The sequence below is a fragment of the Pseudomonas sp. PSE1(2024) genome (genome assembly GCF_050990555.1).
Lineage (GTDB): Bacteria > Pseudomonadota > Gammaproteobacteria > Pseudomonadales > Pseudomonadaceae > Aquipseudomonas > Aquipseudomonas aphyarum.
On sequence record NZ_CP158967.1, the window covers coordinates 4422703 to 4442136 of the forward strand.

Genomic DNA, 19434 nt, shown 5'->3' on the forward strand with positions numbered 1-19434 from the left:
CCGTTGCAGCGCGAAAAGTCCGCAAGTCATGCCAGCGCTTTCAGCGTGGCATCAATCTCCAGCAAAACCGACGCCTCACCCTTCTCGCCCCAATAGAGGGCGATCATCTGCTTATCCGCCTCGACCTTGAAAACGTTGCCCGGCAATTTTTCGAAATGATTCAGCAGCAGTGGATCCTCACAGACTTCCTGCCACTGATTCACCCAAACACCCGGGGATTTCTGCCAATACGTCCAGCACGCCGACTGCTTGCCACGGCGTGGCCGATGGTATTGCGCGCACGGGTTTGGCGGCTCCTGGCTCAGCCAGTGCGGCCACTCCTGGGGCGCCAGCTGCATGGCCAGCCCGATGCGCCGGGCCTCGGTGCGCAAGGCTATCCGGCCACTCTGTGCACGGGACGGACGCAACCACGCCAGGGGACTCAACACCACCAGCAGGATTGACACCACCAGCCAGACCGTCATATCTCTACTCCCGATTCTTGATGAGCCCATTGCGTCACTTTGGAACCAATGCGCTTGAAACCAGCCATACTTAACAATATTGATCCCTCACGAGGAGCACCTCATGCCCTACCACCATATCCTGGTCGCCGTAGATCTGACCGAAGAGTGCGACCCTGTGATCCACCGCGCCCGAGAGCTGTCGGTGAGCAATGGCGCCAAGCTGTCGCTGGTGCATATCGTTGAACCGATGGCCATGGCCTTCGGCGGTGACGTACCGATGGATCTGTCACAACTGCAACAACAGCAGTTCGATCAGGCCAAGGAACGCCTCGAACGCCTGAAGCACAAGTACACCGAGCTTGAAGGCGCCAACTGCCACCTGACCTACGGCCAGCCGCGTCAGGAAATCCACCATTTCGCCAAGGAACAGGAATGCGACCTGATCGTGGTCGGCAGCCATGGCCGGCATGGTCTGGCGCTGTTGCTGGGCTCGACCGCCAATGACGTGCTGCACGGCGCACCTTGCGATGTGCTGGCGGTGCACTTGGTCAAACGCTGATCCCAGGCACTTGTGAAAAGCTAAAAAAGCCCGGCGCCCATCACTGGACGCCGGGCTTTTTCATGCCTTGAAACAATCAGGCGTCCAGCTCGGCCCAACGCTCCACCAGCGCATCCAGCTCAGCCTGCAACTGCTCCAGAGAAGCAATCACCTTGGCCGTCTCGGCCGGCGGACGCTGATAGAAGCCGGCCTCGGCCATTTCAGCCTCGACAGCAGCAATCTGCTGCTCCTTGGCGTCGATGTCGCCCGGCAGCGCTTCCAGCTCGCGCTGAAGCTTGTAGCTCAACTTCTTCTTCGCCGCTGGAGCCGCAGCAACCGGCGCGGCAACCGGAGCCGGTTCGGCAGTGACCACCGCCGAGTTCAGGTCGGCCTTGCCGGATTTGCTTTCGGTCACGCCCAGCAGACGCGGCGAACCGCCCTGACGGATCCAGTCCTGATAGCCGCCGACGTATTCGCGCACCTTGCCTTCACCTTCGAAGACCAGAGTGCTGGTGACCACGTTGTCGAGGAATGCCCGGTCGTGACTGACCATCAGCACAGTGCCGTTGAAGGTCAGCAGCACTTCTTCGAGCAGCTCGAGGGTTTCCACGTCGAGGTCGTTGGTCGGTTCGTCGAGTACCAGCAGGTTCGCCGGCTTGCTGAACAATTTGGCCAGCAACAGACGCGCACGCTCACCACCGGACAACGCCTTCACCGGCGTGCGGGCACGCTGCGGGCTGAACAGGAAGTCGCCGAGGTAGCTCAGCACGTGGCGGCTCTGGCCGTCGATATCGATGAAGTCGCGACCTTCGGCGACGTTATCGATCACGGTCTTTTCCAGATCCAGCTGATGACGCAACTGGTCGAAGTAGGCCACATCGATCTTGGTGCCCTCTTCCACTTTGCCGCTGGTCGGTTGCAGACCGCTGAGCATCAGTTTCAGCAGAGTGGTCTTGCCGGTACCGTTGGCGCCGAGCAGACCGATCCGGTCGCCGCGCTGCAGCACCATGGAGAAATCGCGGATCAGGAACGGACCGCCCGGATGCGCAAAGCTCACGTTATCCAGCACCATTACCTGCTTGCCGGACTTCTCCGCCGTTTCCAGCTGGATGTTGGCCTTGCCGGTGCGCTCGCGACGTTCGCTGCGCTCCACGCGCAATGCTTTCAGCGCACGTACGCGGCCTTCGTTACGGGTGCGACGGGCCTTGATGCCCTGACGAATCCACACTTCTTCCTGGGCCAGACGCTTGTCGAACAGCGCGTTGGCGGTTTCTTCGGCGGCCAGTGCGGCTTCTTTATGGACGAGGAAACTGGCGTAGTCGCCGTTCCAGTCGATCAGGCCGCCGCGATCCAGTTCCAGGATGCGGGTGGCGAGGTTTTGCAGGAAGGAACGGTCGTGCGTGATGAACAGCACGGCGCCCTGGAAATCCTTCAGCGCTTCTTCAAGCCAGGCAATCGCACCGATGTCCAGGTGGTTGGTTGGCTCGTCGAGCAGCAGCAGATCCGGCTCGGACACCAGCGCCTGCGCCAGCAGCACACGACGACGCCAGCCGCCGGACAGTTCGGCGAGGGTCTTGTCGGCCGGTAGTTGCAGGCGGCTCAGGGTGCTGTCGACCAGGGTCTGCAAGCGCCAGCCATCGCGCGCTTCGAGGTCGTGCTGGACGTGCATCAGTTTGTCCAGATCGGCGTCGGTGACGATGTTCTGGCTCAGATGATGGTATTCGGCGAGCAAGGCGCCGACGCCATCGAGGCCTTCGGCAACCACGTCGAACACAGTCCGCTCGTCGGCCACCGGCAATTCCTGTGGCAATTCACCGATTTTCAGACCGGGGGCACGCCACACCGAGCCGTCATCAGGCTTCTGGTCGCCCTTGACCAGTTTCATCATGCTGGATTTGCCAGTGCCGTTGCGGCCGATGATGCACACCCGCTCACCACGGGCGATCTGCCAGGACACCTTGTCCAACAACGGCATCGCGCCGAATGCAAGGGACACATCGCTGAATTTGAGCAGGGTCATGAGCTTCTCCAAAAACCGGGCGCGCATTCTACCTGAATCGGGGCCCGAGCAGGCCGGCAATTTCGCCGCTGACGCACTCTGCACAACAATTGTTGCGAACTTGTGCTGCAAGGCCGGCAAAGCTTTCGCCGCCTGCTGGCAAAAGGCTAAGCTACAGACAATTCAGTGCGGGTTTTGGGCCGGCACTTGTCATGATTTCTCTGCCCGGATGTCTCATGCGCAGTCGCCTCTTCAGTGTTTTGTCATGTTTGCTGCTTTCCGCCGCTGCCGTTCAATCCGCCCAGGCGGTGGACCTGTCCACCCAACGCCAGTATTACGATGAAGCCAAGCGCGCCCTGGCCAAGGGCGACACCGGCCCGTATTTCCGTTACAGCCAGGCACTGGCTGATTATCCGCTGGAGCCATACCTGGCTTATGACGAGCTGACCGCCCGGCTGAAAACCGCCAGCAACGCGGAGATCGAAAAGTTTCTCGCCGAGCACGGTGACCTGCCCCAGGCCAACTGGATGAAGTTGCGCTGGTTGCGTTGGCTGGCCGATCGAGGCGACTGGGCGACGTTCGTCAAGTATTACGACCCCAAACTGAATTTCACCGAGCTGGACTGCCTGAACGCGCAGTACCAGATCAGCCACAACAAGAAGGCCGAGGGCTACGCCAACGCCGAGAAGCTGTGGCTGACCGGCAAATCCCAGCCCGCCGCCTGTGACGCGTTGTTCGGCATGTGGGCCGCCGAGGGTCAACTGACCGAACAGAAACGCTGGGAACGCGCCAAGCTCGCCGCCCAGCACCGCAACTATCCGTTGGCCAACAGCCTGGTCAACGGCCTGACCACCCTCGCCCCGCGCGGTCGCCTGCTGGTGGACGTGGCGCAGAAACCGGAACTGCTCAACCAGCCTTCGCGGTTCACGCCGGCCGATGAACCGATGTCCGACGTGGTCAGCCTCGGTCTGCGCCGCCTCGCGCGTCAGGACCCGGACAAGGCCATGGCCCTGCTCGACGGTTACGCCAGCAGCATGCATTTCTCCCGGGATGAAAAAGTCGCGATCGCCCGGGAAATCGGCCTGACTCTCGCCCGCCGCTTCGACAGCCGCGCGCTGGACGTAATGACCAAGTACGACCCGGAGCTGCGCGACAACACCGTGTCCGAATGGCGCCTGCGTCTGCTGTTGCGTCTGGCGCGCTGGGACGACGCCTACCAACTGACCCGCCGTCTGCCGCAGGATCTGGCCACTACCAACCGCTGGCGCTACTGGCAGGCCCGCAGTCTGGAACTGGCGCAACCGCAAAATCCGGAAGCGCAGACGCTGTACAAGAATCTGTCGCGGGAGCGTGACTTCTACGGCTTCCTCGCCGCCGACCGCTCGCAGTCGCCTTACTCGCTGAACAACAAGCCGCTGGTGCTCAGTCAGGCGCTGATCAACAAGGTGCGCAACACCCCTGGCGTGCGTCGTGCGCTGGAGTTCCACGCCCGTGGGCAGATCGTCGACGGTCGCCGCGAGTGGTATCACGTCAGCCGGCATTTCAGCCGCGACGAAATGGTCGCCCAGGCGAAACTGGCTTACGACCTGAAATGGTATTTCCCGGCCATCCGCACCATCAGTCAGGCGCAGTACTGGGATGATCTGGATATCCGTTTCCCGATGGCCCACCGCGACACACTGGTGCGCGAAGCCAAGGTGCGCGGCCTGCATTCGAGCTGGGTGTTCGCCATCACCCGTCAGGAAAGTGCGTTCATGGACGACGCCCGTTCCAGCGTCGGCGCCAGCGGCCTGATGCAACTGATGCCCGGCACCGCCAAGGAAACCGCGCGCAAGTTCAGCATTCCATTGGCCTCGCCACAGCAGGTGCTCGATCCGGATAAAAACATCCAGCTCGGTGCCGCTTACCTGAGCCAGGTGCACAGCCAGTTCAACGGCAACCGCGTGCTCGCCTCTGCCGCCTACAACGCCGGCCCCGGCCGCGTGCGCCAGTGGCTGCGCGGCGCCGACCACCTGAGCTTCGACGTCTGGGTGGAAAGCATCCCGTTCGACGAAACCCGCCAGTACGTGCAGAACGTGCTGTCCTACTCGGTGATCTACGGCCAGAAACTCAACTCGCCGCAACCGCTGGTGGACTGGCATGAGCGGTATTTCGATGATCAGTGATCGAGACGCGTATCGCCGATAGATCGACGTAAACAAAAATGCCCGCATCGAGAGATGCGGGCATTTTTTATGGCGCTCTACTGGGTCGGTTACATGGTCGGTTACTTAGTCGGTTACTTGGTCGGTCGAAGCCTGATGACCATCACTGAACTGCAACGCCGCCAACCGCGCATACAACGGATTACTCGCAATCAACTCCTGATGCGTGCCGATCGCAACCAGTTTGCCTTGATCCATCACCGCGATCCGGTCGGCGTTTTTCACCGTGGCCAACCGGTGGGCGATGACCAGTGTGGTGCGGTTTTGCATCAGGCTCGGCAGCGCTTGCTGGATCAGGTGTTCGCTCTGGGCGTCGAGGGCGCTGGTGGCTTCGTCGAGCAGCAGGATCGGCGCGTCGACCAGCAGCGCCCGGGCGATTGCCAGGCGCTGGCGTTGTCCACCAGACAGGCCGAGGCCGCCGTCACCCAGATGGGTCTGGTAACCGTCGGGCATCTGTTCGATGAAATCATGGGCGTGGGCGATTTTCGCCGCTTCCCGCACCTGCTCCAGCGTGGCGGCGGGGCAGCCGTAGCGAATGTTCTCTTCGACACTGCCGAAGAACAGCGCCGGGGTTTGCGAGACCAGCGCGAAGCAGCGACGCAAGTCCAGCGGATCAAGGCTCGTCAGCGGCACGCCATCGATCAGGATCCGCCCTTCCCGGGGATCGTAGAAACGCAGCAACAAGTCATATACCGTGGACTTGCCCGCGCCGGACGGGCCGACGAGCGCGAGGGTTTCGCCGGCGTTGATCGTCAGACTCAAGCCATCGACGGCGAGGCTTTCGGGACGCGAAGGGTAGGAAAAACGCACATCCTGCAATTCCAGCTCGCCTTTGACCCGCTCCGGCAGCGTCACCAATCCCGTGGTCGGTGGCTGGATGATGTTCTCCGAACGCAGCAATTCAGCGATGCGCTCGGCGGCGCCGGCTGCCCGCTGCAACTCACCTATCACTTCGCTCAATGTGCCAAAGGCACTGCCGACGATCAGGCTGTAGAACACGAACGCCGCCAGTTCACCGGCAGAAATCCGCCCGGCAATCACGTCCATGCCGCCGACCCACAACATCACCGCGACGGCGCCGAGCACCAGCACGATCACCAGCGTGATCAGCCAGGCCCGCTGAAAAATCCGTTTGCGCGCAGTCTCGAATGCCTGCTCGACGGTGCCGGCGAAACGCTGTTCGTCCTGAACCTGATGGTTATAGGCCTGCACGGTCTTGATCTGGCCGAGAGTCTCCGAGACGTAGCTGCCAATGTCGGCGATCCGGTCCTGACTCAACCGGGAGAGGTTACGCACGCGGCGGCCGAAAATCAGGATCGGCGCAATCACCAACGGCAGTGCGATCACCACGATGCTGGTGAGCTTTGGGTTGGTGATGAACAGCAGCACCACACCGCCAATGACCATCAGCAGATTACGCAGGAACAGCGACAGCGACGAGCCGATCACCGATTGCAGCAACGTGGTGTCAGCGGTCAGCCGCGACTGGATTTCCGAGCTGCGGTTGTCCTCGTAAAACCCGGGATGCAGGTACACCAGATGGTTGAACACCTGTCGACGGATGTCCGCCACCACGCGTTCACCGATCCAGGACACCAGATAAAACCGCGCAAAGGTGCCGACCGCCAAGCCGAACACCAGCAGCATGAACAGGCCGATGGATTGGTTGAGCAGGTGCGGCGACTGGGTCATGAAGCCTTGATCGACCAGCAACTTGATGCCCTGCCCCATCGACAGGGTGATGCCCGCCGTGACGATCAGCGCCAGCAGTGCGCCGAAGGCCGGCCAGCGATAGGGAGCAAGGAAATGACTGGTCAGGCGCAGGGCCCGGCGGTGGCGCGAGGAAAGCATCGGGATCATTCAGGTTCACGTCGTGTGCTGATGGATAGGGCCAGCCTACAGACTCAAATGGGGAGGAACTCTGTAAATCACAATGAGTCAGGTTAAATATGACCGGCAAGACTACCCCCTAGATGCTATTGGTCTAAGGTCCGGGTTGAGACAGACGGTCATTTCTGTTTGAGTGGAGATGCCGTTCCGGACCGACCGCAGGGAGTTGTCACAGCCTGGTCACCTGACGGTTTTAATCTAGGCACACAACCTGATGAGGAGACAGGCCATGTCCTTGCAAAACAGCAGCGAAGACAAGATTGAAGTGATCCGCACCAAGCCCGGCCAACCTCTGGGTTGCTCGATCATCGACGAAAACGGGCGTGAAATCGAGATCACTGAAGACATGATCCAGGAAGCTTGCAGCGAACTGGAGAAGCGATTGGTCAAGCCTGCCGAACAAAAGTGATATCGCCACCGTCTTCCTGACCCGGCCCATAGAGGCCGGGTTTTTTCTGCCTGCGGTTTATACAGCCAAAGCGCCCAACGCGGTCACGATCTGGCGCAGGGCCGGCGAATCGCCTTCGATCCGCACCTTCAAGCCTTCGATCTCGCGTCGCGACGGATACTGTTTGCGTAGTAGATCAAACGCGGCACGTTGCTCACCGACACTGCCCAGCAGCGTGCGACGGAAATCCGCGTCATCCCGGCGCGGGTCGTACACGCCACGGCACAACATCGCCAGCGCCCAGGCCGGATCGCTGTCGGCATGCAGGGAAACTTCCGACAACCATGGTGCCGGCAGCAGATCACCGAGCTGAATGCTGGCGGGCTCACCGATAAATTCGCAGTACGCCTGATAGATCTGCGCGGTGCCGCGCTGTTTGCCATCGAGGCTGTAACCGGCAATGTGCGGCGTCGCCAGCACACAGAGCTCGGCCAGCGCCACATCGACTTGCGGTTCGGCTTCCCAGACATCGAGCACCGCTTGCAGGTCTTCACGCTCCAGCAGCACTTCGCGCAACGCGGTGTTATCCAACACCGGACCACGAGCCGCGTTGATCAACCAGGCGCCGGGCTTGAGCTGCTGCAAACGCTGCTCGTCGAACAGGTGCCAGGTCGCGCCGTCGCCGCTGCGGGTCAGCGGGGTGTGCAGGCTGATCACGTCGCACTGCGCGATGATCTGCTCCAGGCTGACATAGTCGCCGCCCTCGGCCGCCTGACGTGGCGGATCGCAGACTTTCACGTTCCAGCCCAGGCCTTTGAGCACCTTGATCAGGCGACCGCCGACTTCACCGGCGCCGATCACACCGTAAGTACGTTCACGCAGATCGACGCCTTCGATTTCGGCCAGGGTCATCAGGCTGCCGAGCACGTAATCGACCACGCCCCGGGCATTGCAGCCGGGCGCGCTGGACCAGGTGATGCCGGCCTCGTTGAAGTAATCGAGATCCAGATGATCGGTGCCGATGGTGCAGGTGCCGACAAAACGCACCTTGCTGCCTTCGAGCAGTGCGCGGTTGACGTTGGTCACCGAGCGCACCAGCAACACGTCGGCCTGTTCGACCGTGGCCCGGTCGATGGAACGGCCCGGCACCCGGCGGATCTCGCCGAAACCGGCAAAAAAGGCATCGAGCAGCGGGATATTTTCGTCGGCAACAATCAGCATGGCGGGGCTCCTTGGGCGGATCGGCAGTGTAGGCGCTGGGACTGCGATGAGCCAGCAGGCTGTGATTTCTTGATGGGACGCGGCGATTACAAATCCGCAACAGAGGATTTTTCCTGACCATAACGTCAGCGGCGTAGAATGCCCGGCCTTGCGCATCAACCCCTGTGGACGCTTTGCCTGTGAATTCCGTGACTGACCGCCCTGCTGCCGTTTCCCTCAACCGCCCTGCCCGGGTTCGCCTGGAGCTGAAGAATCTGCTCGGCCTGGCCCTGCCGATCATGATCGCGCAGCTGGCAACCACCGCCATGGGCTTCGTCGATGCGGTGATGGCCGGGCGCGTCGGGCCCAAGGATCTGGCGGCCGTGGCGCTGGGCAACTCGATCTGGGTGCCGGTGTTCCTGCTGATGACCGGCAACCTGCTGGCCACCACGCCGAAAGTCGCCCAACGCTTCGGCGCCGGCACCCACAGCGAAATCGGCCCGATCGTCCGTCAGGCCCTGTGGCTGGCTCTGGTAGTCGGACTGATGGCGACCACCATGCTGATCAGCGCCGAACCGATCCTGCATCTGATGAAAGTCGATCCGGAACTGATCGGACCGTGCATGCAGTACCTGCACGGCATCGCCAGCGGTCTGCCGGCGGTGGCCTTCTACCATGTGCTGCGCTGCACCAGTGACGGCCTCGGTCGCACGCGCCCGGCGATGGTGCTGGGCCTGTGCGGTCTGGCGCTGAACATTCCGCTGAACTACGTGTTCATTTATGGCCACTTTGGCGTGCCTGCGATGGGCGGCGTCGGCTGCGGGTGGGCCACGGCCATCGTGATGTGGGTGATGGCGCTGGGTCTGGCCAGTTATGAGCGCTGGGCGCCGGCCTACAAGTCGAGCGAACTGTTCAGCCGTTTCGACTGGCCGCAATGGGCGGTGATCAAGCGTTTGCTGGCCATCGGTCTGCCGATCGGCATCGCGGTGTTTGCCGAGTCGAGCATCTTCGCGGTGATCGCGCTGCTGATCGGCAGCCTCGGCGCCACGGTCGTTGCCGGGCACCAGATCGCGCTGAACGTCAGCTCGCTGGTGTTCATGATTCCGTACTCGCTGGGCATGGCCGTGACCGTACGCGTCGGCCAGGCTTTGGGCCGTGAAGAACCCCGTGAAGCACGTTTCGCCGCAGGTGTCGGCATGGGCACTGCGCTGGCTTACGCCTGCCTGTCGGCGAGCATGATGCTGCTGATGCGCGAACACATTGCGGCGATCTACACGTCGGATCCGATGGTGATTCACATCGCGGCGATGCTGATCGTGTACTCGGCGCTGTTCCAGTTCTCCGACGCGATCCAGGTCACCGCCGCCGGCGCCCTGCGCGGTTATCAGGACACTCGCGTGACGATGATCCTGACTCTGTTCGCCTATTGGGGCATCGGCCTGCCGGTGGGTTACGCCCTCGGCCTGACCGACTGGCTCGGCGAGCCACGCGGCCCGAGCGGCTTGTGGGAAGGCCTGATCGTCGGCCTCAGCTGCGCGGCGCTGATGCTGTCGATCCGCCTGACGCGCAGTGCACGCAAACGCATTCGCATCAGCCGTTCGATGGGCTGACCGGCCATAAAAAAAGACCTGCACATGCAGGTCTTTTTTTTGCCTTCCGATCACCCGGATTTCTTGCGGATCCAGTACAGATAGGTCCCGGCCTCTTCGTGCTGCCCCACCAGTTCATGGTCGAGAAACACGCAGAACTTGGGGATGTCGCGGCGGGTCGACGGGTCGGTGGCGATCACCTTGAGCAGGCCGCCGGGCACCAGGTCACGGATGTGCTGGTGCAGCATCATCACCGGCTCCGGGCAGTTGAGGCCCGTGGCATCGAGGGTGCCGTCGACCGGCGTATCAATCATTTCACTCATGATTCACTCCTGAAACTGGCCGGCATTGTCGCCCAATGCCGGGTGTTCGGTCACCTGTCGCGCGCTCAGCGGGCTTTGGTTTTCTTCACGTCATGGCGGCGCAAATGGCAGGTCACTTCCTCGCGGTCGTGGTACAGCTGCTTGCAGCCGATGTCGACCTTGATCCCACGGGCCTTGAAACCGTCGGCGATACGTTCGAGCAAGCGCTTCACTTCGGCGTAACGCTGCTTCATCGGCAGCTTCAGGTTGACCACCGCTTCCCGGCAATGCCCCTCGCCGATCCACTCTTCGAGCATCGCGGCATTGCGCGCCGGCTTCTCGACGATGTCGCAGACCATCCAGTCCACCGGTTGCTTCGGTTTGAAGGTAAAACCGTCGGCCATCAAGTGCTGCACCAGACCGGTGTCCATCAGGCTTTCGGCCATCGGGCCGTTGTCGATGGCGGTGACCAGCATGCCGCGATTGACCAGTTGCCAGGTCCAGCCGCCCGGCGCCGCGCCGAGGTCGACGCCGGTCATGTCGCTGTGCAGGCGATCTTCCCACTGATCGCGGGGGATGAAGTGGTGCCAGGCCTCTTCCAGTTTCAGGGTCGAACGGCTCGGCGCCTCGCGCGGGAACTTCAGGCGCGGAATGCCCATCGGCCACATCGCCGAGTTACCGGCATCGGCCAGACCGAGAAACACCTCACGGCCGCTCTTGAAGGTCAGCAACAGACGCGGCTTGCTGGCGTCCTCCACCAGTTTGCCGGCGCCGGTCAGCGCCTTGCGCAGCGGGCCTTCGAACTTCTTGCAGAAATTCGACAGCTCCTTGCCGTCGTTGGTGTCGACGACTTCCAGCCACAGGCTGCCACAGACCGGGAACTCAGCCATGTGCGCAAGGATCACGCTGATGCGGTCGGTTTCCGGCAGATCGATGAAAAACCCGCGCGCCCACTGGCGCGGGAAGATCAGCTCGGCGAAACGCTGGCCGCGCATCAGGCGCTCGGCACCGTCTTCTTCGGTGCAGACAAACTCGGCGCAAGCGGTGGCCGGTTTGGCCTTGGCGTAGCCGGCCACGTTCAGTTGAGCGGCGAGGTCGGAAATCTCCGAGCAGACTTCGCCTTCGAAGCCTGGCCGGCAATGCATGAATAGGGTGTTCATTCTTACTCCTGGGCAGAGGGCGATCATTCATCCCCTGCGCGATGCCCAGACCCTGCGTTGAAGCAAAGCCTGTCACGAAAACCGGCGCATGATAGCCCATGTCGGAACCTTGGACTTGCCCATAGAGTCCAGTTATTAGCCAGCTACTGAAAACAGGGCTACGTTGATAGCTCTGCCCGTCCCCTCAGTCCGTAGCCGTGCGGACTCAAAGGAGTGATCGTAATGCCGTCCCTTGATAGCCTGAACACCCTTAAAACTCTGAAAGTCGACGACAAGACTTACCACTATTTCAGCCTGCCGGATGCCGCCAAGACCTTGGGCGATCTCGACAAGCTGCCGATGTCGCTGAAAGTCCTGCTGGAAAACCTGCTGCGCTGGGAAGATGAAAAAACCGTCACCGGCGCCGACCTCAAGGCGCTTGCCGCGTGGCTCAAGGAGCGCCGCTCCGACCGCGAAATCCAGTACCGCCCTGCCCGCGTGCTGATGCAGGACTTTACCGGCGTCCCCGCGGTGGTCGATCTGGCCGCGATGCGCGCTGCCATGGCCAAGGCCGGCGGTGATCCGCAACGAATCAACCCGTTGTCGCCGGTGGATCTGGTGATCGACCACTCGGTGATGGTCGACAAATTCGCCAGCGCCAGCGCCTTCGAACAGAACGTCGACATCGAAATGCAGCGCAACGGCGAACGCTACGCCTTCCTGCGCTGGGGCCAGAGCGCCTTCGACAATTTCAGCGTGGTGCCGCCGGGCACCGGGATCTGCCATCAGGTCAACCTTGAATACCTCGGCCGCACCGTGTGGACCAAGGACGAAGACGGCCGCACTTATGCCTTCCCCGACACGCTGGTCGGCACTGACTCCCACACCACCATGATCAACGGCCTCGGCGTACTCGGCTGGGGCGTCGGTGGGATCGAGGCGGAAGCGGCGATGCTCGGGCAACCGGTGTCGATGCTGATTCCGGAAGTGATCGGTTTCAAACTCACCGGCAAGCTCAAGGAAGGCATCACCGCCACCGACCTGGTGCTGACCGTGACCCAGATGCTGCGCAAGAAAGGCGTGGTCGGCAAATTCGTCGAGTTCTATGGCGACGGTCTCGCCGACCTGCCGCTGGCCGACCGCGCAACCATCGCCAACATGGCCCCGGAATATGGCGCGACCTGCGGCTTCTTCCCGGTGGATGACGTGACCCTAGACTACCTGCGCCTGTCCGGCCGTCCGCCTGAAGTGGTGAAACTGGTCGAGGCTTACACCAAGGCTCAAGGGCTATGGCGCCTGCCCGGTCAGGAACCGGTGTTCACCGACAGCCTGGCGCTGGACTTGGGCAGCGTCGAAGCCAGCCTCGCCGGGCCGAAACGCCCACAGGACCGGGTTTCCCTGCCGAATGTCGGCCAGGCCTTCAGTGACTTCCTAGACCTGCAATTCAAACCTACCAGCAAAGAAGAAGGACGTCTGGAAAGCGAAGGCGGTGGCGGTGTCGCGGTGGGCAATGCCGATCTGGTCGGCGAAACGGACTACGAGTACGACGGCCACACCTATCGCCTGAAAAACGGTGCCGTGGTGATTGCCGCGATCACCTCCTGCACCAACACCTCCAACCCCAGCGTGATGATGGCCGCCGGCCTGCTGGCGAAAAAAGCCGTGGAAAAGGGCCTGACCCGCAAGCCGTGGGTGAAGAGTTCGCTGGCTCCGGGTTCGAAAGTGGTCACCGATTACTACAAGGCTGCCGGGTTGACGCAGTACCTCGATCAGCTCGGTTTTTCACTGGTCGGTTATGGTTGCACCACCTGCATCGGCAACTCCGGCCCGCTGCCGGAACCGATCGAAAAAGCCATCCAGAAAGCCGACCTCACCGTGGCTTCGGTGCTGTCCGGCAACCGCAACTTTGAAGGCCGGGTGCATCCGCTGGTGAAAACCAACTGGCTGGCCTCGCCGCCGCTGGTTGTCGCTTACGCCCTGGCCGGCAGTGTGCGCACCGACATCAGCAGCGAACCGCTGGGCAATGACCAGCAGGGCAATCCGGTGTACCTGCGTGACATCTGGCCGAGCAGCAAGGAAATCGCCGATGCGGTGAATCAGGTCAACACCGCCATGTTCCACAAGGAATATGCCGAGGTGTTTGCCGGTGACGAACAGTGGCAAGCTATCGAAGTGCCGCAAGCCGCGACCTACGTCTGGCAGGCGGATTCGACCTACATCCAGCACCCGCCGTTCTTCGACGACATTTCTGGGCCTTTGCCGGTGATCGCCGATGTGAAAGGTGCGCGAGTGCTGGCGCTATTGGGCGACTCGGTGACCACCGACCATATCTCCCCCGCCGGCAATATCAAGGCCGACAGCCCGGCCGGGCGTTACCTGCGCGAGCAAGGCGTCGAGCCACGGGACTTCAACTCCTACGGCTCGCGCCGGGGCAACCACGAAGTAATGATGCGCGGCACTTTCGCCAACATCCGTATCCGCAATGAAATGCTCGGCGGCGAAGAAGGTGGCAACACGATCTACATTCCGACCGGCGAGAAACTGGCGATCTACGACGCGGCCATGCGTTATCAAGCCTCGGGCACGCCCCTGGTGGTGATTGCCGGCCAAGAATACGGCACCGGTTCCAGCCGAGACTGGGCCGCCAAGGGCACCAACCTGCTGGGGGTGAAAGCGGTGATCGCCGAAAGCTTCGAGCGGATCCACCGCTCCAACCTGGTGGGCATGGGCGTGTTGCCGTTGCAGTTCAAGCTGGATCAGAACCGCAAGAGCCTGAACCTCACCGGCAAGGAAACCCTGGATATTCAGGGGCTGAGCGGTGTCGAGCTGACGCCACGGATGAACCTGACGCTGGTCATCACCCGTGAAAACGGGCACCAGGAGAAAATCGAAGTGCTGTGCCGCATCGACACTTTGAACGAGGTCGAGTACTTCAAGTCCGGCGGGATCCTGCATTACGTGTTGCGCCAGTTGATCGCTTCGTAAAACCTGCAGATGCAGAAACACCGCCAATCGGCGGTGTTTCTGTTTGGGCACGGCACTTTTCTGCGGACGAAAAAAAACCCGCCGAAGCGGGTTTTTCCCAAGACCATTATCGACTCCCTGTCGGCAGCGATCCTTGCTAATGGTCGATCATCCGTGATCCTGAAACACTCCCTGTGCTTCAGTTGATGGGGCTAGATTACGCTGTGGATCCAATCGGCAATAGTCGAAATAGCTACCATCGCGTGTAAGACATTCGCCATAGCGGGCCTTCCGAAAACCCTTAGACGTGTCAGGCTTCGAGCGCAGAAGCCGCCAGTTGCGCAACTTTCAGCTGTCCCTTTGCCGCAGTTTGCTCGTCATCTTCCAGAAACCATGCGGCAGACAGTCCGGCGAACGCCAGCACCCATTGCAGCAGACGCTTTCGCTCGATTCCCGCTGCTTCGCAGATCACGTCGACTTGTCGCCGAAAGCGCTCAGGGTCGTTGGCCGTTGGCAATTCCGGGTTGCAGATCAGGTTGGCATAGTCGTAACCGCGCTCGCCCCCCACCCGCTTGGGGTCGATGGCCAGCCAGCCCCGTGAGCCAAAATCGAGGACATTGTCGTGGTGCATGTCGCCGTGCAGCACCACCTCGTCCTGCGGTTCGGCGAGCAAGGCCTGGGCGGTTTGCAGGCATTCGGCGTATTGGCCGCCGTATCGGGCTGCGGCCACTCGTAATGAAGCAAACCACGGCGCCAGTTCCACCAACGGCGGTGGCGGCGTCGGTCGCGGTGCGTGCAGGCGCGCCAGCGCTCGGCACATGATCCGTGTGGCTTCGTCGTCTTCACCGTTGAGCGCCATGTGCATCAGCGAACGCTGGCCCATCGCCCGCTCCAGCAACAAGCCTTCTTCGTGATGCGCGAGCACCCGGGCGGCACCGTCGCCGTCCCACCAGGTCATCAGCAGGTTGCCGTACTTTTCTTCGTCGTCCACCGCGACTTTCAGCATCGCCGGTGCATCGCACTGACGCACCGGCAACAGGCGGCTGCCCGGGGTGATGATCGGCTTGCCGTCCGGCGCCAGCGCCCAGCGTTCCAGCCACGGCGTGAACAGGTCGAGATCAGCCACCTTCACGCTCGCGGGCCCGGTCGCTCTCCGTGAGGAAGTGCTCAAGTCGACTCAACTGTTCTTCCCAGCCCCGACTGTCCATGTAGTACGCCTCCTTCTGGCGCACGTCGGGAATGTGCGCAAAACCTGACTCGGAGACTTTCAGCAGCGTGCCGTTCTCGTAGTCCTGCAGTTCGAATTTGACCAGGGTGGTCGGTTCCTGGGAATAGTCGATTTTCGGGTTCACCGCGTACGGGTGCCAGCGGAAGGAGAACAGCTGCTGCGGCTCGACCCGTTCCACCAGCACGTTCCAGAGCACATGTTCATAACCGGGGTACGTCACCTGCCCCTGCGTCCATTCACCCGCGATAAACCGCCGGCCCTCCAGCGCAACGCCGAACCACTGGCCGAACGCCTCGGCATCGACCAGGGCGCGCCAGACATGGGAGCGCGGCGACCTGAGCATGATTTTACGTTCAAAGCTGTTGGGTACTGGTTTCATACGTCACCTCCTGTTTTGAACAGTAGGCTTGTATGACCACATGTCCAATCCGAAGTTGTATCAATCCAGTGCAACGGTCGGCTCTGATTGAAATATCCGGCAGTATTTCAGGGCGCCGGTTCGTCAGAATGCGCACGGATCAGCGCGGCGAAACTGATAACGTTCGCAGCGAACTGAACGACACAAGGACGTCATCATGCAGCTCTCTCTCCCCGAACGTTACCGTGGCGCCCTGCTCGGCCTGGCCTGCGGCGATGCCGTGGGAACCACCGTCGAATTCCAGCCGCGCGGCAGCTTCCAGCCTCTGACCGACATGGTTGGTGGCGGGCCGTTTCGCCTGAAGCCCGGTCAATGGACCGACGACACCTCGATGGCGTTGTGCCTGGCGGAAAGTCTGCTGAACAAAAACGGCTTCGATGCCGCTGACCAGATGGGCCGCTACCTGAACTGGTGGCAATGGGGTTATCTGAGTTCGACCGGCGAATGTTTCGATGTCGGCATGACCGTGAGTCAGGCGCTGGATCGCTACCAACACACCGGAGAGCCGTTTGCCGGCTCTACTGACCCGCACAGTGCCGGCAATGGCTCGTTGATGCGACTGGTGCCCGTGGTTCTGTTTTATTTCCCCGATGCCCGGCAAATCAGGCGATTCGCCGCCGACAGTTCTCGCACCACGCACGCGGCCCCCGAGGCCATCGAATGCTGCCGGTTATTTGCCGAACTGCTCTGCAAGGCCCTGGAAGGTGCATCGAAATCGGAACTGCGCACCCTGCCGCCAACAGCCTTCAGCCAGCCCAAGGTGGCGGCAATTGCCCGGGGCGAGTACCTGCACAAGACCGAGCGCGACATTCGCGGCAGTGGTTACTGCGTCGAATCCCTGGAAGCGGCGTTATGGTGCTTCCAGCACACCGACAGTTTTGCCGCGGCCGTCCTTCAAGCGGCGAATCTGGGCGATGACGCGGACACCACGGCTGCCATCGTCGGCCAGTTGGCCGGCGCCCATTACGGCGTGCAGGGAATCCCGTTCGGATGGCTGGAAAAACTGCATGACGGAGAGGAAATTGCCGCGACCGCCGAACGCTTGCTCAACGCATCGAGACAGCACAAACCCTGATGGCGCTACGAAGTCGCTAAACTGCCCGGCACGTTCATTCATCAAAGCGAGATGACTCATGTCCCCACGTCTGCTTCTGGCCCTGACACCCTTTCTTTTCACTTCTATTGCTCACGCTGCCGTGGACTGCGCCAATGCCAGCGATCAGGCGACGATGAATCAGTGCGCCGCGCAGGAAAACAAAGCGGCGGACAAGGAGTTGAACACGGTTTATCAGCAGATTACCGCCCGGTTGAAGGACAACCCTGATGGCAAAAAACTGCTGGTGAGCGCGCAACGGGCGTGGATCGGGTTTCGCGATGCCGAGTGCAAGTTTTCGGCATCCGGCGTGGCAGGCGGGAGTGTTTATCCGTTGATCTACAACAATTGCATCGCCTCGGTGACAAAGACGCGAACCGAGGCGCTCAAGCAATATTTGAAATGTGAGGAAGGTGACATGAGCTGCCCGGTGCCCGGGGCCTGATTTTTCCGAGCCTTTGAAGGCCTGATCGCGAGCAGGCTCGCTCCCACATTGGTTTTGTGCCGTTCACAAATTCCCTGTGGGAGCGAGCTTGCTCGCGAAGGCGTCATCCCTGACGCCGCTAATTACCGAACAAAAATCTGCGCCGTGGTAATCGCCATATCCCCACCCGGCAATTTGATGCTGCCAGTCTGTTTCATGGTCTCGGCATCAAAGATCGCCACGTCGTTGAAGGTCCCGGCCAAATAGATCTTGCTCCCTTCCTTGTTGAACGAAATGCAGTAGTAGGAATGGTCCAGTGTCGCCGCCTGAATCAGCTTCTTCTGCTTGATGTCGTACTTGGCCAGACGATTGAGCACACCGAACATCAGGTTCGGATCCTTCGGCGAGCGCATGCCGCTGAAGTAGATCTCGGTCAGCGGGCCGAAATCGGTGGTTTCGGTCTTGCCGGTTTTCAGATCGACGCTGAACAAGCCGTACAGGTATTCAGCGGTGGCCGGGTCCTGCCTCTTGTCCTTGAACTTGGCGGCGGTGTACAGCAGAGAGAAATCGTGGCGGTAAGTCTGCTGGTTCCACACGTAAAGCACGTCCGGCGCGCTGTAGTTCGGGCGTTTCCAGTGACGGCTGGGGATCAGCACGTCGAACTTGCCGCTCTTCACATCGACCTTGTACACATCAGCACCGGCCACATACAGCGTGCCGTCATCGCCGCTCTGCATGATCGTCAACTGCCGTGGCGCCGGGAAGCTGCGCACCGGTTTGGCGTCCATCCCGGCGTCGGTGGCGTACACGTCCAGACGCGGCTGTTTGACCTCGTATCGGTCATTGAGCATCTGGGTCGGGTTGGCGATGGTGTACAGCTCCTTGCCGTCATGGCTGACGGTGAAGGCGAACATCGACCGCGCCTTTTCCCCCGGCTGCTGGGTGATGCTGGCGTGGAACACCTGCTTGCAACTGTCCAGTTCGACACCATAGACATCGGCGTAATGGTTGTTCAGCACATACGCGGTCTTGCGATCCGGCGAAAGCTGCACAGTGCCGGGGCCAAAGGCATCGGGCATCTTGCAGGACTTGTACAGGCTGTCGGTCGCCAGGTCGATGACGTGCAGGTTGTTCGGGTAGTTGGTGGTCAACATGTACTCGTGACCGTCTTGCAGCGCGGTGTTTTCATCGGCCAGAACCGCGAGCGAACAGGCGCTCAGAACCGCGAGTGCGGCAAGGCCGCAGGCTTTGTTGAGGCTAGGCATGCTGGAATCCTTCTTCTTGGGGATCACTTGTCTTTCGGGAAGACAGTGCCGAGGTTGCGCCAGTTGTCGTTGGACGCCTGGGCATCCTTGTTCCAGTCCGGGTAGGTGCTCATCATGTCCGGCACCTGGGCCGGCCACCAGCACGGATCGGAGCAGCCGTAGAGGTCAGCTTCCATCGGCTGGCACAGCGACGACACTCCGCCGAAGGCATCGATTTCCCAACCCGGGTCGGTGGTCGAGGCGCAGCCGGCAACGGAGCTCATCGCCACCACTTCTTCGATGCGGTTCTCGTCCGCGGCCTGATCCAGCTTCAACGCTTTGTTATTGATTGCCTTGAGATGTTTCAT

General features: G+C 61.3%; 17 protein-coding genes. 7 read left to right on the forward strand and 10 right to left on the reverse strand.

The annotated features are described in order from the left end of the window. Positions 1 to 26 precede the first annotated feature (26 nt). Positions 27 to 464, reverse strand: a complete 438-nt coding sequence (locus tag ABTV87_RS20035) for a hypothetical protein (protein WP_085608204.1) — start codon at positions 462 to 464, stop codon at positions 27 to 29. Between the two features lie 103 nt (positions 465 to 567). Between ABTV87_RS20035 and ABTV87_RS20040 the strand changes: the two genes are divergently transcribed. Continuing rightward, positions 568 to 1005: a universal stress protein gene (locus ABTV87_RS20040; RefSeq protein WP_007953063.1), complete on the forward strand. Its 438-nt coding sequence runs from the start codon at positions 568 to 570 to the stop codon at positions 1003 to 1005. A gap of 76 nt (positions 1006 to 1081) precedes the next feature. Here the strand turns inward: ABTV87_RS20040 and ABTV87_RS20045 are convergent, their stop codons facing one another. Then, a complete protein-coding gene (locus ABTV87_RS20045; protein ID WP_011335198.1) occupies positions 1082 to 3004 on the reverse strand; it encodes an ATP-binding cassette domain-containing protein in 1923 nt (640 codons plus the stop codon). A 215-nt stretch (positions 3005 to 3219) separates the two neighbouring features. Here ABTV87_RS20045 and ABTV87_RS20050 point away from each other — a divergent pair, with 215 nt between their 5' ends. After that, the gene (locus ABTV87_RS20050) at positions 3220 to 5148 is read left to right on the forward strand and encodes a transglycosylase SLT domain-containing protein (protein ID WP_007953066.1); all 1929 of its coding nucleotides are present in this window, start codon (positions 3220 to 3222) and stop codon (positions 5146 to 5148) included. 105 nt (positions 5149 to 5253) lie between these two features. On the opposite strand, the gene ABTV87_RS20055 is transcribed toward ABTV87_RS20050, so the two are convergent. After that, positions 5254 to 7047, reverse strand: coding sequence for an ABC transporter transmembrane domain-containing protein (locus tag ABTV87_RS20055; RefSeq protein WP_433898244.1), 1794 nt, complete (start codon positions 7045 to 7047; stop codon positions 5254 to 5256). Positions 7048 to 7306: 259 nt separating this feature from the next. Between ABTV87_RS20055 and ABTV87_RS20060 the strand changes: the two genes are divergently transcribed. After that, positions 7307 to 7486, forward strand: coding sequence for a PA1571 family protein (locus tag ABTV87_RS20060; protein ID WP_085608203.1), 180 nt, complete (start codon positions 7307 to 7309; stop codon positions 7484 to 7486). Between the two features lie 57 nt (positions 7487 to 7543). Here ABTV87_RS20060 and pdxB read toward each other — a convergent pair whose 3' ends face one another. Then, positions 7544 to 8686 carry a 4-phosphoerythronate dehydrogenase PdxB gene (pdxB, locus tag ABTV87_RS20065; RefSeq protein ID WP_258712117.1) on the reverse strand — a complete coding sequence of 381 codons (1143 nt, stop codon included), beginning with the start codon at positions 8684 to 8686 and terminating at the stop codon, positions 7544 to 7546. 179 nt (positions 8687 to 8865) lie between these two features. On the opposite strand from pdxB, the gene ABTV87_RS20070 reads away from it, so the two are divergent. After that, positions 8866 to 10275, forward strand: coding sequence for an MATE family efflux transporter (locus ABTV87_RS20070; protein WP_433898245.1), 1410 nt, complete (start codon positions 8866 to 8868; stop codon positions 10273 to 10275). 50 nt (positions 10276 to 10325) lie between these two features. On the opposite strand, the gene tusA is transcribed toward ABTV87_RS20070, so the two are convergent. Both tusA and rlmM read right to left on the reverse strand, forming a co-directional pair. Then, positions 10326 to 10577 (reverse strand): sulfurtransferase TusA, encoded by a 252-nt coding sequence (gene tusA / locus ABTV87_RS20075; protein ID WP_007953079.1) that lies wholly within the window; start codon positions 10575 to 10577, stop codon positions 10326 to 10328. Between the two features lie 65 nt (positions 10578 to 10642). Then, on the reverse strand, positions 10643 to 11716 hold the full coding sequence (gene rlmM, locus ABTV87_RS20080; protein ID WP_102688096.1) for a 23S rRNA (cytidine(2498)-2'-O)-methyltransferase RlmM: 1074 nt from the start codon (positions 11714 to 11716) through the stop codon (positions 10643 to 10645). A 222-nt stretch (positions 11717 to 11938) separates the two neighbouring features. Here rlmM and acnA point away from each other — a divergent pair, with 222 nt between their 5' ends. Further along, positions 11939 to 14680, forward strand: coding sequence for an aconitate hydratase AcnA (gene acnA / locus ABTV87_RS20085; protein ID WP_433898246.1), 2742 nt, complete (start codon positions 11939 to 11941; stop codon positions 14678 to 14680). Between the two features lie 289 nt (positions 14681 to 14969). On the opposite strand, the gene ABTV87_RS20090 is transcribed toward acnA, so the two are convergent. Continuing rightward, positions 14970 to 15785 carry an aminoglycoside phosphotransferase family protein gene (locus ABTV87_RS20090; protein WP_085608375.1) on the reverse strand — a complete coding sequence of 272 codons (816 nt, stop codon included), beginning with the start codon at positions 15783 to 15785 and terminating at the stop codon, positions 14970 to 14972. After that, positions 15778 to 16266 (reverse strand): SRPBCC family protein, encoded by a 489-nt coding sequence (locus tag ABTV87_RS20095; protein WP_007953087.1) that lies wholly within the window; start codon positions 16264 to 16266, stop codon positions 15778 to 15780. Before ABTV87_RS20095 ends, ABTV87_RS20090 begins: the two co-directional genes overlap by 8 nt. 196 nt (positions 16267 to 16462) lie before the next feature. On the opposite strand from ABTV87_RS20095, the gene ABTV87_RS20100 reads away from it, so the two are divergent. Both ABTV87_RS20100 and ABTV87_RS20105 read left to right on the forward strand, forming a co-directional pair. Then, a complete protein-coding gene (locus tag ABTV87_RS20100) occupies positions 16463 to 17380 on the forward strand; it encodes an ADP-ribosylglycohydrolase family protein (protein ID WP_085608198.1) in 918 nt (305 codons plus the stop codon). Positions 17381 to 17438: 58 nt separating this feature from the next. Further along, the gene (locus ABTV87_RS20105; protein WP_085608197.1) at positions 17439 to 17843 is read left to right on the forward strand and encodes a lysozyme inhibitor LprI family protein; all 405 of its coding nucleotides are present in this window, start codon (positions 17439 to 17441) and stop codon (positions 17841 to 17843) included. 122 nt (positions 17844 to 17965) lie between these two features. Here the strand turns inward: ABTV87_RS20105 and peaD are convergent, their stop codons facing one another. Next, on the reverse strand, positions 17966 to 19087 hold the full coding sequence (gene peaD, locus ABTV87_RS20110) for a quinohemoprotein amine dehydrogenase subunit beta (protein ID WP_433898247.1): 1122 nt from the start codon (positions 19085 to 19087) through the stop codon (positions 17966 to 17968). Between the two features lie 23 nt (positions 19088 to 19110). Then, the gene (gene qhpC / locus ABTV87_RS20115) at positions 19111 to 19434 is read right to left on the reverse strand and encodes a quinohemoprotein amine dehydrogenase subunit gamma (protein ID WP_008016081.1); all 324 of its coding nucleotides are present in this window, start codon (positions 19432 to 19434) and stop codon (positions 19111 to 19113) included.

What these genes read in the sequence shown, in the direction of transcription:
- rlmM (WP_102688096.1), bottom strand. Translation starts at nt 11,716, where the DNA reads ATGAACACCCTATTCATGCATTGCCGGCCAGGCTTCGAAGGCGAAGTC.
- ABTV87_RS20035 (WP_085608204.1), bottom strand. Translation starts at nt 464, where the DNA reads ATGACGGTCTGGCTGGTGGTGTCAATCCTGCTGGTGGTGTTGAGTCCC.
- ABTV87_RS20105 (WP_085608197.1), top strand. Translation starts at nt 17,439, where the DNA reads ATGTCCCCACGTCTGCTTCTGGCCCTGACACCCTTTCTTTTCACTTCT.
- ABTV87_RS20060 (WP_085608203.1), top strand. Translation starts at nt 7,307, where the DNA reads ATGTCCTTGCAAAACAGCAGCGAAGACAAGATTGAAGTGATCCGCACC.
- peaD (WP_433898247.1), bottom strand. Translation starts at nt 19,087, where the DNA reads ATGCCTAGCCTCAACAAAGCCTGCGGCCTTGCCGCACTCGCGGTTCTG.
- ABTV87_RS20045 (WP_011335198.1), bottom strand. Translation starts at nt 3,004, where the DNA reads ATGACCCTGCTCAAATTCAGCGATGTGTCCCTTGCATTCGGCGCGATG.
- ABTV87_RS20055 (WP_433898244.1), bottom strand. Translation starts at nt 7,047, where the DNA reads ATGATCCCGATGCTTTCCTCGCGCCACCGCCGGGCCCTGCGCCTGACC.
- acnA (WP_433898246.1), top strand. Translation starts at nt 11,939, where the DNA reads ATGCCGTCCCTTGATAGCCTGAACACCCTTAAAACTCTGAAAGTCGAC.
- ABTV87_RS20100 (WP_085608198.1), top strand. Translation starts at nt 16,463, where the DNA reads ATGCAGCTCTCTCTCCCCGAACGTTACCGTGGCGCCCTGCTCGGCCTG.
- pdxB (WP_258712117.1), bottom strand. Translation starts at nt 8,686, where the DNA reads ATGCTGATTGTTGCCGACGAAAATATCCCGCTGCTCGATGCCTTTTTT.
- ABTV87_RS20040 (WP_007953063.1), top strand. Translation starts at nt 568, where the DNA reads ATGCCCTACCACCATATCCTGGTCGCCGTAGATCTGACCGAAGAGTGC.
- tusA (WP_007953079.1), bottom strand. Translation starts at nt 10,577, where the DNA reads ATGAGTGAAATGATTGATACGCCGGTCGACGGCACCCTCGATGCCACG.
- qhpC (WP_008016081.1), bottom strand. Translation starts at nt 19,434, where the DNA reads ATGAAACATCTCAAGGCAATCAATAACAAAGCGTTGAAGCTGGATCAG.
- ABTV87_RS20095 (WP_007953087.1), bottom strand. Translation starts at nt 16,266, where the DNA reads ATGAAACCAGTACCCAACAGCTTTGAACGTAAAATCATGCTCAGGTCG.
- ABTV87_RS20050 (WP_007953066.1), top strand. Translation starts at nt 3,220, where the DNA reads ATGCGCAGTCGCCTCTTCAGTGTTTTGTCATGTTTGCTGCTTTCCGCC.